The organism is Trinickia sp. (genome assembly GCF_051961175.1).
Lineage (GTDB): Bacteria > Pseudomonadota > Gammaproteobacteria > Burkholderiales > Burkholderiaceae > Trinickia.
This window is the reverse complement of record NZ_JBQCDN010000180.1, coordinates 1-12,516: the sequence shown is the minus strand read 5'-3', so window position 1 is coordinate 12,516 and position 12,516 is coordinate 1. Positions and strand designations below refer to the sequence as shown.

Annotated in this window: 11 protein-coding genes; 4 read left to right on the top strand and 7 right to left on the bottom strand. The window is 60.4% G+C overall.

Annotation, left to right across the window (positions count from 1 at the left end):
- Positions 1-219, bottom strand: a 219-nt coding sequence (locus ACTHL0_RS10210; protein ID WP_440566612.1) for an RNA polymerase sigma factor, incomplete at its 3' end; no start/stop codon positions are given.
- A 239-nt stretch (positions 220-458) separates the two neighbouring features.
- A complete protein-coding gene (locus ACTHL0_RS10205) occupies positions 459-842 on the bottom strand; it encodes an ATP-dependent protease (RefSeq protein WP_440566611.1) in 384 nt (127 codons plus the stop codon).
- A 507-nt stretch (positions 843-1,349) separates the two neighbouring features.
- Between ACTHL0_RS10205 and ACTHL0_RS10200 the strand changes: the two genes are divergently transcribed.
- Positions 1,350-1,832: an SgcJ/EcaC family oxidoreductase gene (locus tag ACTHL0_RS10200; protein ID WP_440566610.1), complete on the top strand. Its 483-nt coding sequence runs from the start codon at positions 1,350-1,352 to the stop codon at positions 1,830-1,832.
- Between the two features lie 260 nt (positions 1,833-2,092).
- Here the strand turns inward: ACTHL0_RS10200 and ACTHL0_RS10195 are convergent, their stop codons facing one another.
- Entirely contained in the window at positions 2,093-3,010 is a 918-nt protein-coding gene (locus ACTHL0_RS10195; RefSeq protein ID WP_440566609.1) for a LysR family transcriptional regulator, read from the bottom strand.
- 118 nt (positions 3,011-3,128) lie between these two features.
- Here ACTHL0_RS10195 and ACTHL0_RS10190 point away from each other — a divergent pair, with 118 nt between their 5' ends.
- Positions 3,129-3,938, top strand: coding sequence for an alpha/beta fold hydrolase (locus ACTHL0_RS10190; RefSeq protein ID WP_440566607.1), 810 nt, complete (start codon positions 3,129-3,131; stop codon positions 3,936-3,938).
- A gap of 184 nt (positions 3,939-4,122) precedes the next feature.
- Here ACTHL0_RS10190 and ACTHL0_RS10185 read toward each other — a convergent pair whose 3' ends face one another.
- Positions 4,123-4,668 carry a hypothetical protein gene (locus ACTHL0_RS10185; protein ID WP_440566606.1) on the bottom strand — a complete coding sequence of 182 codons (546 nt, stop codon included), beginning with the start codon at positions 4,666-4,668 and terminating at the stop codon, positions 4,123-4,125.
- 249 nt (positions 4,669-4,917) lie between these two features.
- Here ACTHL0_RS10185 and ACTHL0_RS10180 point away from each other — a divergent pair, with 249 nt between their 5' ends.
- On the top strand, positions 4,918-5,532 hold the full coding sequence (locus tag ACTHL0_RS10180) for a glutathione S-transferase family protein (protein WP_440566605.1): 615 nt from the start codon (positions 4,918-4,920) through the stop codon (positions 5,530-5,532).
- Between the two features lie 42 nt (positions 5,533-5,574).
- Here the strand turns inward: ACTHL0_RS10180 and cysS are convergent, their stop codons facing one another.
- Together cysS and ACTHL0_RS10170 are read right to left on the bottom strand one after the other, a co-directional pair.
- Positions 5,575-6,960 (bottom strand): cysteine--tRNA ligase, encoded by a 1,386-nt coding sequence (gene cysS, locus ACTHL0_RS10175; protein WP_440566604.1) that lies wholly within the window; start codon positions 6,958-6,960, stop codon positions 5,575-5,577.
- Positions 6,961-7,263: 303 nt separating this feature from the next.
- Positions 7,264-7,806: a GNAT family N-acetyltransferase gene (locus ACTHL0_RS10170; RefSeq protein ID WP_440566603.1), complete on the bottom strand. Its 543-nt coding sequence runs from the start codon at positions 7,804-7,806 to the stop codon at positions 7,264-7,266.
- Between the two features lie 147 nt (positions 7,807-7,953).
- Between ACTHL0_RS10170 and ACTHL0_RS10165 the strand changes: the two genes are divergently transcribed.
- Positions 7,954-8,709: a Fic family protein gene (locus tag ACTHL0_RS10165; RefSeq protein WP_440566602.1), complete on the top strand. Its 756-nt coding sequence runs from the start codon at positions 7,954-7,956 to the stop codon at positions 8,707-8,709.
- A gap of 99 nt (positions 8,710-8,808) precedes the next feature.
- Here the strand turns inward: ACTHL0_RS10165 and ACTHL0_RS10160 are convergent, their stop codons facing one another.
- On the bottom strand, positions 8,809-12,453 hold the full coding sequence (locus ACTHL0_RS10160) for a hydantoinase B/oxoprolinase family protein (RefSeq protein ID WP_440566601.1): 3,645 nt from the start codon (positions 12,451-12,453) through the stop codon (positions 8,809-8,811).
- Positions 12,454-12,516: the final 63 nt, after the last annotated feature.

Here is a 12,516-nt window from a genome sequence, read left to right as displayed (position 1 = left end):
GACGCGAAACAGCCACGCGCTTGCCTGCTCGATCGGGGCGGGCAGGCGGTACGCCTGCACGAATTCGTGGAAGACGTCCTGCAAGATGTCCTCGGCGTCGCTTTGGTTTCGTACACGGCGCCGAATGTAATTCCCGAGCCGCGTGCGTTCGCGCACGAGCGTCGCGGTCATGTCGCGGTCTCGTTCGTTCATCGTGTCCGGGGTGAATGGCGGTTCCATGCGCTTGAAGACGAATGGGGCGCGCGGATATTGTGGACGGTGGGAGATATTTCTTTGATGGAGGCTGGCGGCGTGCGGGCCAGCACCTTTAGATGCCGAAACCCGCGGGACGGTTGGCTGCCCTATGAAGAGCAGCCGGCGTCTTCTGTTAGCGCCGAGGCATCCTCGGAGTCAAAATCCGCGATGGGTGTGCGATTCCGCCGCCCAAGCACGACTTCAAACTCCAATGACACAGACGATCAGAGATCGCCGCGCACTTCACCGGTCCCCAGCGCGTTCCGCCGCCGGTTGACCTCCGCCCAGAGCTCATCGGTGTCGTCATTGCGCAGCACGATCACCGAGTCCAGTTGAACGTCGGCCACGCCAAAGTAGTCGAGGATTTCCCTGCGAACGGCATCGACGAACTGCGCGAATTCCGGGGTTGCTTGGGCCTGCGCGTGCAAGGCGTCGTATTCCGCATCGTCCGCGCCGCCGCCGTGTTCATCGATATAGCGCGAGATCCACTGCTCCCGTTCGTGGTCGTAGTCGGCCTCGGCGCGCATAGCCTGCACAGCCGTGTAGAAATCCAGCTGGGCAAACGCGGCGATCGCCGCCGTTGTTGCCTCGTCGAATGTCGTTGTCATTTCATATCTCATGTTGGCCGCGGCACATCATCGCATGGGGCAGTCTGCTCGGCCCCCGCGCACGAAAGAAATCACCTCGTTCCATTTCGTGTCGTTGGCCAGCGCCCCTTCGAACCTCTTGCGTACCTGCTATCGGATTTTTGCCTTGTCGGTACCACGTGGCACGGCATCAGCCATCGGAAGCCCAGACGGCATTTCCACACCGCCGTTAGTCACACGGGATGCGATTGTCGACGATCTCAGCGCTGAGGTCGAGTGCGTGAAACTGGCCGCACTGAGCCATACACCGCGCGTCGCGGGACAGACCTCATCCGAGGTTCGCCGGCGAACAGACGACCTTAACGATACTTGTTCAACTGTGGATCGTTTCATTCGCTACCGTCTGCCGGGATCTGCGACGGGTATGTCCAACTCGCCTGCGCCGTGGCTGATCAGCGGGAGATCCGCGTTCCGCCTCGCTCTCAGACTCGCTGGAAAGATCAAACGTCTGAATGGAAAGGTGTCGCCATGAAGTCAATTACCGTTGCTGTCGTGGTGCTGGCGCTCGCGGGATGCGCCGCAGACCAAGCCACGTCGAACAACGCGTCGTCGCTCCGCGCTGGCAGTTGTCGAGTCGCGTCGAATGAGGAGATTGCGGCGTTGTTTGATCGATGGAATCAGTCCCTGCAAACTGGAGATCCGCGCAAGGTAGTCGCTAACTACGCCGAGCATTCGATTCTTCTTCCGACGGTATCTAATAAGCCGCGCTTGACGGTTGCTGAGAAGGAGGACTATTTCAGCCATTTTCTGGAGGATCGCCCCTCCGGCAAGATTGATTTCCGCTACGTCGAACTGGGATGCAATTCGGCCGTGGACGCTGGGCTTTACACTTTCACCTTCGCAAGAACCGGGGCGGTTGTTAAGGCCCGTTATACCTACACGTATCGTTGGGATGGGGCGCAATGGCTAATTACAAGCCATCATTCATCGGCCATGCCAGAGAAGGAATGACCGAAGCACAGGCTTCGGTTACAGCAGATAGTTGACTCGCCAAGGCACCGGGATTCATCTGGGTCAATCGCTATGGGCAGTTCGTGTCGAAGCCCGGATACCGATCAACAGCGCCAGTGGTTCGCATGTTGGAATTCTGGTACAGGCACACCTGTTCTTCGACGACATTTCGCCGAACACGATCGGCAAACCGCTATTCTGACCTGCAAAGCCGTCTGCCCAGACGGCCCCCTGACAGGCCGCGCCCTGAATATGGCCGATCATTTAACAATCCCGGCATCCCAAGGCGGTTCATCGCCAAACGCATCCGCAAGATAATCTACGAAGCGGCGCACCTTGAGCGGTATCTGCCGTGCGCTGGGATAGACGGCCTGGATCGCCAATTCCGTCGTGCGGTAATCCGGCAGCAGCGCCACCAGATCGCCACGCCGCAGGTGCTCCCCGAAGACGAACGTCGGGCCATACGCAATTCCGGCACCGACGAGCGCGGCGGCCAACAACATCTGCATGTTGTTGGACGAGATCCTCGGAGGTCCGTCGATGACATAGGCTCGATCGCTTGCATCGAATAAAGTCCAGTCTCCTGCAGATACGGCCTCGCTGAACGCAAGCCTCGGCGCCTGAAGCAGATCGCCGGGCTCGAGGGGCGCTCCATGTCGCTCGATGTACTTCGGTGATGCACAGACGACCATCCCGCACGGGGCGATTCGACGTGTGACCAGCGCCGGGTCTTGCAGACGACCGATCCTGATGGCGACGTCTATGCCTGCGTCGAGCAGGTCAACATACCGATCGCCGAGGACAACTTCGACATTCACCTGCGGGTGATCTTCGGCATATCGCGCGATGACCTGACCCAGATGCATTGAGCCGAAGGTCACGGGTGCTGCGACACGAAGGATGCCACGCGCCACGCCTTGCGAGTCGCCAGCCACGCGGTTAGCTTCGTCAAACGCATCCAGGATCTGCTTGCTGCGTTCGTAGTACGCCTGGCCCGCGTCGGTCAAAGTCAGCCGTCGCGTGGTTCGCTGCAGCAGACGGGCATTCAGCCGCGCCTCGATCTCACTCACATGCTTGCCAGCCATCGCTGGCGATAGCCCGAAACGCCGCGCAGCGGCAGCAAAGCTGCCTTCCTCCACCGCGGCGACAAACACAGCCAGACTTGTCAGCCGGTCCATTCCATTCCCCGATTCGATAACGCCATTATCGACTGTCGACACCCAGCCGGCAATTATCAAAACTTCGACGCACGCCTACTATTCGCGCATTGTCATCTGTCGAGCAAAGGTGGGCGAAATGGAAATCGAAACGAACGGCACGCGGATTCATGTCACGCAGCGAGGCAGCGGGAATCTGGCGCTTGTCTTCCTGCACTATTGCGGCGGCTCATCCCGCACGTGGAACAGGGTTGCCGAAAGGCTCTCCGACCAGTATCGGGTTGTGGCCACCGATCATCGAGGCTGGGGTGACTCCGACGCCCCCGCGGATGGCTACCGTATCGCAGATCTGGCCGATGACGCAGAAGGGGTCATTGCAGCGGTTGGTTTGGAACGGTACGTCCTGGTCGGGCATTCCATGGGCGGCAAGGTCGCACAGCTCATCGCATCGCGCAGGCCGAGCGGGCTCGAGGGTCTCGTACTCGTTGCTCCGTCTCCTCCATCGCCGATGCTGCTGTCGGAAGAGCAGCGCGCGATCTTGTCGGGCGCCTATCAATCACGGGAATCCGTCGAATTCGTCATCGATAACGTACTAACCGCGAAGCCGCTCGACGCCGCGTGCCGCGAACAGGTTATCCAGGACAGTCTGAAGGGCGCCCCGCAGGCGAAGACCGCTTGGCCCGAGATCGCGATGCGCGAAGACATGACGGCAGCGGTGGGGGCGATCGACGTACCGACCATCGTCATCTCCGGGGAGCTGGACCAGGTCGATCGCATCAGTACCTTGCAGGCGGAGTTGCTGCCTCGCGTCCCGCACGCGGCGATGCATATTCTTCCTGGCGTTGGACACCTGTCTCCGCTCGAGGCGCCGTCAGAGGTTGCGCAGATTATGGCGAACTTTCTTGCGGCAGTAGAGAGCAAGTCCGCTGGCTGCAATGCCCCCCAGTGAAGTCCCGGCTGCATTCGATGCAGCAATGAACGCAGGCAACCTTGATGGATTGCTGGGTCTTTTCACCCATAACGCCACGATGAGGCTCAAGTGATGGAGAGGGGCCGCGACGGTGGCTGGCGGTTAAGAATCTCGAACCCGCTAGGATGGGTCGACCCTATCGGGGGGCATCAATTGCCGACGTCTATCCCGCCGCCGCAGCCAACTGATCCAATCTGTCAGTAATTCTTTGAACCGGCTCGAAGGCGGGCACATTGCGCGCGAGGGCATGAGACGGACACCACGGATACGGCAGCGCGCGAGCCCAACCGAGAATCGCCGGACTCCATGCGGCAGGCAACGTGTTCATTTCCTCGATCGTGATCCGAAGCTTCGCGATCTTCCCTTGCGCGTCATCAAAATCCCACTGGTACTGACCGAACCCAACCCGGGCGGCGCCTGTGCTTTTCTCGGTCATGCATACGAGCCAGTAGCAGCAGAGCGAAAGTTGATTTTCAGGCGGCTTCCCGATGCAAAACGTATAGACGTTCTCGTACTTGAGCGCGAACTCACTCACGAGAACATCAGAAATCCCTGCGGCGCCTTTGACGTTGGTGGGGAAAGAAATCTCGTTGGTTTTTAATTCCATGAAAAGCTCGGCATCCGCCGTGAATGCATCCGATATCAAATGCGGGCGATTGCCATCCTTCGCGGCGATATAAATTTCAATCGATTTTCCAAGCGATGTCATTTCAATTCTCAAAAACAAGGAAAGTTATCGATAGCCTACCACGTCGTCCCCCATCGGGAGCGATGCCCCTGCGCGTTCGATGGTCATGCGACGTTCGCAAACCCGCCGTGCGTAAAGGAAACCTAAACGCGTGCATCAATAATTTCTTCATTGCCGTGCACTATGCGGTCAAACATAATTTGGCACGCCTTATCGATCCAGTGGGCGACCATCATTTGCACCGTATCAACGATCGGAGTGCCAAGAAAAATGTTGCTCTACCATCGCCCGACATCGGGCCATAGCTATAAAGTGCGCCTGCTTCTTTCTTTCCTGGGTATCGAATACGACGAAAAAATCGTGAACGCCACCGCCGGAAAGAACGTCGTCGATCCGGCTTACTTCGATTTGAACCCGCGGGGACAAATCCCGACGATCGACGACAACGGCCATCACGTCTGGGGTTCGACAGCCATCCTCGTGTACATCGCCACGCGCTATGACGCTGCCAGGACATGGTTGCCCGCCGCACCGGACAAGATGGCCATGGTCATGCAATGGATGGAGCTCGCGCAGAACGAGGTCAACGGTATGTTTCTATCGCGCGCCATCCAACTCTTTGGCTATCCCGGCGATCTCGCATCGGCGCAGCAGGCAGGCAACAGGGCGCTCGATATACTCGAAAAACGCTTGGCGAATCGCCAGTGGCTGGCCGCCGATGGCCCCACCATCGGCGATATTGCATGCTTTCCGTACGTTGCGCTCGCATGGGACAACGGCTTCGATCTCGACGCTCGGCCCGCCGTGCGCGCGTGGATCGACCGTATCGCATCTCTGAAGGGCTTTGTCCCGATGCCGGGCATGGAACCGCTGCTTTCGCTGTAGCCCGGATCGCGTTGACTTCGATCCCCGAGGATTCCTTGGGCGCTACTCCGCAGCGATTTCGATAAGGCGCTGTCCGCCCGGGAGGTCCTCCACTTTCCACCCACGCATAGTCAACGTCTTCCGTATCTCGTCCGCTTTCGCCCAATTGCGCTCCGTTCTGGCCTGTTCGCGTTCGTCGAGCAGTGCCCGAATGCTTTCGGGAATGTCATGCTCGGCCGGCTTCCAATCTCGCAATCTGAGGCCGAGCACCGTATCGAAGTTGTCGACAGTGGCTCGCAAAGCCGCAGGCGGCAGGTCGCTTTTCACGAGCTCCCAAAGCACAGCCAACGCCCGAGGCAAGTTCAAATCCTCGTTCACCTCGGCGTCGAATCGCGCGACCCATGCGCTCTCCACGCAGCCCCCGTCGGGCCAACTGCGATAAAGATGCCGCAATCGATTCAACGCAGTGTGTGCTGCCTCGAGCGCGGCCCAACTGAAACGAAGTTTGCTGCGGTAATGGGCTGTGAGACACAAGTAGCGGTATGCGGCCGGATCGAAATTCCTGCTTCGCAAAGTTTGCAGACGAATGAAATCGCCGCTCGACTTCGACATCTTCGCGCTCGCATCGAGCGTGAGGAAATGCCCGTGCATCCAGAAGTTCGCCAGCCGCGTGCCATGTGCCGCCTGCGTTTGCGCAATCTCGTTGCTGTGATGCACGGCAACATGATCCTCTCCGCCGCAATGGATATCGAACCACGTGCCGAGATACTTGGCCGACATGGCCGAGCACTCGATATGCCAACCGGGAAAGCCGCGGCCCCAAGGGCTGTCCCATTCCATCTGCCGCATGACACCGGCCGGCGTGAACTTCCATAACGCGAAATCGGTGATGTGCCGCTTGGCCCCTATCGCGACGCGCTTGCCCGCCTGCAGCCCCTCACGATCGAGCCGAGCGAGAAAGCCGTAGTCGTCCTGTTTGCTCGTGTCGAAATAGATGCCGTCGTCTGTCCGATAGACGTAGCCTGCACGTTCCAACTCACCGATGAATGCGATCTGCTCGGCCATGTGATCCGTTGCCCGGCACCATACGGTGGGTTCCAGCAGATGCAGCGCGCGCCAGTCCTCGACAAAAGCATCCGTGTAGCGCTGAGCGATCGCCCACGCCGATTCTCCGGTGCGCCGGCTGCCTTTTTCCATCTTGTCTTCGCCCTCGTCGGCATCCGAAGTTAAATGGCCGACGTCGGTGATATTGACGACGTGCCGAACCTCATAGCCGTTGCGCATCAATACTCGGCGCAGGAGATCCTCGAACACATAGGTTCTCAGATTACCGATGTGCGCGTAATCGTAGACGGTAGGACCGCAGCAATACATCCCAACGCGGCCGGCTTGGATGGGCGTGAACGGGCGGACCGTACGCGACCAGGTGTCATACAGCTGGAGCGGCATCGAGTGAGTTCTCCGTGCGGAAAGTGTCGTCCAAAAACGAAAAGGCCGCCGGTTTTTCAACGGGCGGCCAGAGGGCAATCGATACGACGTGTAGCTGGATAAAATCGCTAGACGCAGCTTCCCCCCGGCATGTAGCGACAACATGCGCAACACAAGGAGCGGGAATGAGTGCGATTCGACATGCAGCGGATCCTAACGTCTATTGGCTGCGCCGGTCAATCATGTTTCATAAGAGGCGCGGACCGAACGGTCTGTTCTTGCGCTTGATCGAGAACCGATCCATACGAGCCCCTACGATGATTTTCAAGAACTGAAATCGCGCCTAAGCAGCCCATACACCCATGAATCCGACACCTCGCCATTCACGATACAGTCTTCGCGCAGCGTCCCCTCGCGAATGAATTTAAGTTTTTCGAGCACGCGGCCCGACGCGATGTTGCGCGTATCGGCTTCGGCCTGCACGCGGTTCAGGTCCAGCGTATCGAAAGCCCACTGCAGCATGGCGCGTGCGGCTTCGGTGGCGAAGCCTTGGCCCCATGCGGCTTCGTTGAGGCAATAGCCCATCCTTGCGCTACGGTAAGCCGGGTCCCAGTTGGCTAAACCGCACCAGCCGAGAAATGCGCCATCCGCTGAGCGCTCGATGGCCAGCCGCGCCCCCGTGCCTTCCTGCTCGAACTGCTTGCACCTGGCGATGAACTGTTCCGCCTGCGCGCGCGTCTTCCAAGGCGGCGCATCCCAGTAGCGCAGTACATCGGGATTGCTATGCAGCGCGAACATGGCATCCGTATCGGCTTCGGTGAACGGACGCAATAGGAGGCGAGCGGTCTTCAGGGTAGGGGTGGGCAAGGACATATCGTTGGGCGTATGTCTGATTGCCGACGATTCTACTGCGGCTGGCCAGGAGTACGCAGATTGGACCGAGACTTCGTCCGGAAAAGTCAAGGGTTGGCCGCGGATATACAATGTGGGCCTTCCGAACGCACCGGTGATTTCATGGATTCCTCCTTACAGCCCTTGCTCGAAGCCATCGATGCAGACAAGGCGAAGCTTGATACGGCGAACCCCCTGCCGTTACACACCCTCCAATCGTTGCGCGAAGCGTTGATGTCCGAATGGACCTATAACTCGAACGCGATTGCAGGTAACTCCCTGACGTTGAACGAAACCAAGGTCGTGCTCGATGGCGTTGCCGTGGGCGGAAAACTGCTTCGCGAGCACTTCGAAGTATTGAATCACCGCGACGCCATCCTGTTTGTCGAGGAGCGGGTGGGCAGTGACGAAGCGCTTTCCGAGTCACAAATCCGACACATTCATGACTGCGTGCTGAAGGGGATCGACGATAAACAGGCGGGCGAATACCGGACCACGAACGTGACGATCGCCGGTGCAAGCACGAAACCTGCGGATTTTTCGCAACTGCCGGCGGAAATGGCCGCGCTCATCGCCTGGCATTCGAGCGCGGGCGGGATGCATGCCATCGTGCGCGCTGCACAACTGCATGTGCGCTTCGAAAAAATTCATCCGTTCGCAGACGGCAATGGCCGGACGGGCCGGCTTCTACTTAACCTCGAATTGATGAAGGGCGGCTATCCGCCGGCAATCATCCTCCACGAGGATCGTCTTGCCTACTGCGCTGCGCTGGAAGAGGCGTGCGTCGGGGGCAATGATGGCCCCTTGACGCGTCTTGTGGCCGAGGCCGCCCAACGAACGCTCAAGACTTACTTGAATTTGCTCGGTACGGCTGAGTAATTCTTCGTTCGTCTTATACGAAAACGACGCTGCGGCGAGTGAATCGCCGAGCGTCGTCTCGTGTCTTACCGAGCGGTGGTGATCCGCTCAGGCTTGGGCTCAAGCCGCGCCGTAGCCCCCGCCGCCGGGCGTGTGAATGACAACGACATCATCCTCGTCCACTTGCATCCGATGGCGTGCGCCGAAGTCTTCGCGCGAGCCGTCTTTGCGCTCGATCCAATTCACGCCGACCGCGCCGGGTGCGCCACCCTCGAGCCCGAACGGCGGAACCAGACGCCGGTTCGCAAGCATCACGGCCGTCATCGGTTCAAGAAACCGCACGCGCCGCTGCGTTCCGTCGCCGCCGCGATGGCGTCCCGCGCCGCCGCTGCCGCGACGTACGCCGAATTCGTCGAGCCGCACCGGGAAGCGCCATTCGAGCACTTCCGGATCGGTCAAACGCGAGTTCGTCATATGCGTTTGCACGGCACTGCAACCGTCGAACGTGGGGCCAGCCCCCGAGCCGCCGCAAATCGTCTCGTAGTACTGAACCTTGTCGTTGCCGAACGTGAAGTTGTTCATCGTGCCTTGGGCGCCAGCCAATACGCCGAGGGCACCGTAAAGCGCATCGGTGACGACCTGCGACGTCTCCACGTTGCCCGCGACGACGGCCGCCGGATAGCGCGGATTCAACATCGACCCTTCCGGAATCCTGATGTCGAGCGGCTTCAAGCAACCGGCATTGAGCGGAATGTCTTCATCGACGAGCGTTCTAAACACGTAAAGCACGGCCGCCTTGCAGATCGCCGACGGCGCGTTGAAGTTGTTCGGCTGCTGTTCGCTCGTTCCGGCAAAATCGATGACGGCCGACCGTTGCACCTTATCGATCGAAACGTTGACGACGATTTTCGCGCCGTCGTCGAAGGCGTATTCGAAGCGGCCATCCTTGAGGACCGACAGCGTGCGTCGGACGACTTCTTCGGCGTTGTCCTGCACGTGCTGCATATAGGCACGCACCGTATCGAGACCGAACTGGCCGCACATGCGCTCGAGTTCTTGAGCGCCCTTCGTGCACGCCGCCACTTGCGCGCGCAGATCGGCGAGGTTTTGCTCGACGTTGCGCACGGGCCACGGTCCGGACAGCAGCTTGTCGCGAATGCGTCCGTCCAGGAAGCGGCCTTCGGCGACGAGTTGAACGTTATCGAGCAGCACGCCTTCTTCGTCGACATGGACCGAATCGGGCGGCATCGATCCCGGCGTCACGCCGCCGATATCCGCGTGATGGCCGCGTGCCGCAACATAGAACATCGGTGCGCTTGAACCGTTGGCGAAGACGGGCATGATCACCGTGACGTCGGGCAGGTGAGTGCCGCCTGCATACGGCGCGTTCAACGCGAACGCATCGCCCGGCCGCATCGTCCCTTCTCGGCGGTCAATGATGGTGCGGACGCTTTCGCCCATCGAACCCAAGTGAACGGGCATGTGCGGCGCATTCGCGATCAGGTTGCCGTTGGCATCGAACAATGCGCACGAAAAATCCAGACGTTCCTTGATGTTGACCGAGTACGACGTATTCGCCAGCGTCACGCCCATTTGTTCTGCGATGGACATGAACAGGTTGTTGAAGACTTCGAGCAGGACCGGATCGGCCTGCGTGCCGGCGGCATGGCGCGCTTCGAGCGGCACCGTGCGTTCGACGACCAGATGATTATGGCGGGTGACCGCGATTTGCCATCCCGGCTCGACGATGGTCGTGCCCGTCCGCTCCTTGATGATCGCAGGGCCATCGATGGTTGCGCCCGGCGCCATTGCATCGCGATCGTAGACGGGCGTTTCGCGCCATTCGCCGCCGGTGAAGACGCGCGTGCGCGCGATCGGCTCGGGTTCGGCCGACGAGTGATCGGCAAGCGGCCAGCGCTCGTCGTCTGCCTGCCGCGTCCGCCCGATCGCCTCTACGGCCACCGCTTCGACGATCAGCGCGCGATTCGGCATCAGGAAGCCGTACCGTGTGCGGTAGAGCTTTTCGAACTGTGCGACCACCGTCGGGACGTCCTGGTCGAAATCGACTTCGAGCGCGGTATCGGTCCCGTCATATTTCACGTGCAGCTTGTAGCACAGCGAAATGCGGCTGTCCTCGATGCGCTGGGCGGATACTTCGCCGCGCGCAGCATCGGCAAGATCAACGAAGGCCGATTCGCACGCTGCCAGCGCGTGTTCGTCCAGCGGCACTTCCAGTGCCCGTTGCCGCATGGCGCGTACGTCGGCCAAGCCCATGCCATAGGCGGACAGCACGCCCGCGAGCGGATGGATGAAAACGCGCGTCATGCCGAGCGCATCGGCCACGAGACAGGCGTGCTGCCCGCCCGCGCCGCCGAAACAGGCGAGCGTATATTGCGTCACGTCATAGCCGCGCTGCACCGAAATCTGCTTGATCGCGTTGGCCATGTTTTCGACCGCGATCTTCAAGAACCCTTCAGCGACGGCTTCCGGCGTGCGTTCGATGCCCGTTGCAGCGGTGACCTGATGCGCCAGCTCGGCGAAATGTTGACGCACGATCGCATCGTCGAGCGGTTCGTTGCCCTCGGGGCCGAACACCTTCGGGAACCACTTCGGATCGAGCTTTCCCGTCATGACGTTGCAATCGGTGACGGTCAGCGGACCGCCGCGGCGGTACGAAGCCGGCCCCGGGTTTGCCCCGGCACTCTCGGGACCGACGCGGAAGCGTGCGCCGTCGAAGCTGCAGATCGAGCCGCCGCCAGCCGCGACGGTATGAATCTTCATCATCGGCGCGCGGATACGCACGCCGGCCACTTCAGTGACGAAATCGCGTTCGTATTCCCCCGCGTAGTGCGTCACATCCGTGGAGGTGCCGCCCATGTCGAAGCCGATGATGCGGTCGAATCCGGCCAGCTCGGCGACCTGCGCCGCGCCGACGATGCCGCCCGCGGGCCCCGACAAAATCGCGTCCTTCCCTTGGAACCGGTGGGCGTCCGTCAAGCCGCCATTGCTCTGCATGAACTGCAGCGGGACGGCCCCGAGCTCGCTTTCCACCTGGCGCACATAGTGGCGCAGTACGGGCGAGAGATAGGCGTCCACGACGGTGGTGTCGCCGCGCGACACGAGCTTCATGAGCGGGCTGACTTCGTGGCTGACGGAGATCTGCGTGAAGCCGATCTCTTGCGCGATGGCTTTCAGCGCGCGTTCGTGTTCGGGATGCCTGTAAGCGTGCATCAATACGATGGCGCACGATCGGATGCCTTCATCAAAGGCGCGCTGAAGTGCGGCGCGCGCGCTGGTTTCATCGAGCGCCCGAACCGCTTCGCCGCGTGCGCCGATGCGTTCATCGATTTCGACGACGCGCTCGTACAGCAGCGTCGGCAGCTCGATATTGCGTACGAACAGTTTCGGGCGATTCTGATAGGCGATCCGCAGGGCATCCGCGAATCCCTTCGTAATCGCGAGCACGGTGCGCTCGCCCTTGCGTTCGAGCAGTGCATTCGTGGCAACGGTCGTCCCCATCCGCACGCATTCGATCAGCTCGGCAGGCACGGGTGCACCGGCCGGCACGCCGAGCAATTCGCGGATCCCCTGCACGGCCGAATCGCGATAGCGCTCAGGGTTCTCGGACAGCACCTTGTGCGTCACCAGCATGCCGTCCGGGCGACGGGCGACGATGTCGGTGAACGTACCGCCTCGGTCGATCCAGAACTGCCATCGTTCGGAGTCCGAAGTAATTTGCGTAGGTTGGGGCTTCGTGTCTTGCATGATGTTTTTTCGATCAGAAAAGCGACTAAAACGAGGAGAGCGAGAGGCGGATCGAATGATTCG

Bases quoted from the DNA above. Each gene is read 5' to 3' on its own strand.
- ACTHL0_RS10165 (WP_440566602.1), top strand. From the start codon at position 7,954: ATGGATTCCTCCTTACAGCCCTTGCTCGAAGCCATCGATGCAGACAAG.
- ACTHL0_RS10160 (WP_440566601.1), bottom strand. From the start codon at position 12,453: ATGCAAGACACGAAGCCCCAACCTACGCAAATTACTTCGGACTCCGAA.
- ACTHL0_RS10185 (WP_440566606.1), bottom strand. From the start codon at position 4,668: ATGACATCGCTTGGAAAATCGATTGAAATTTATATCGCCGCGAAGGAT.
- ACTHL0_RS10205 (WP_440566611.1), bottom strand. From the start codon at position 842: ATGACAACGACATTCGACGAGGCAACAACGGCGGCGATCGCCGCGTTT.
- ACTHL0_RS10200 (WP_440566610.1), top strand. From the start codon at position 1,350: ATGAAGTCAATTACCGTTGCTGTCGTGGTGCTGGCGCTCGCGGGATGC.
- cysS (WP_440566604.1), bottom strand. From the start codon at position 6,960: ATGCCGCTCCAGCTGTATGACACCTGGTCGCGTACGGTCCGCCCGTTC.
- ACTHL0_RS10190 (WP_440566607.1), top strand. From the start codon at position 3,129: ATGGAAATCGAAACGAACGGCACGCGGATTCATGTCACGCAGCGAGGC.
- ACTHL0_RS10180 (WP_440566605.1), top strand. From the start codon at position 4,918: ATGTTGCTCTACCATCGCCCGACATCGGGCCATAGCTATAAAGTGCGC.
- ACTHL0_RS10195 (WP_440566609.1), bottom strand. From the start codon at position 3,010: ATGGACCGGCTGACAAGTCTGGCTGTGTTTGTCGCCGCGGTGGAGGAA.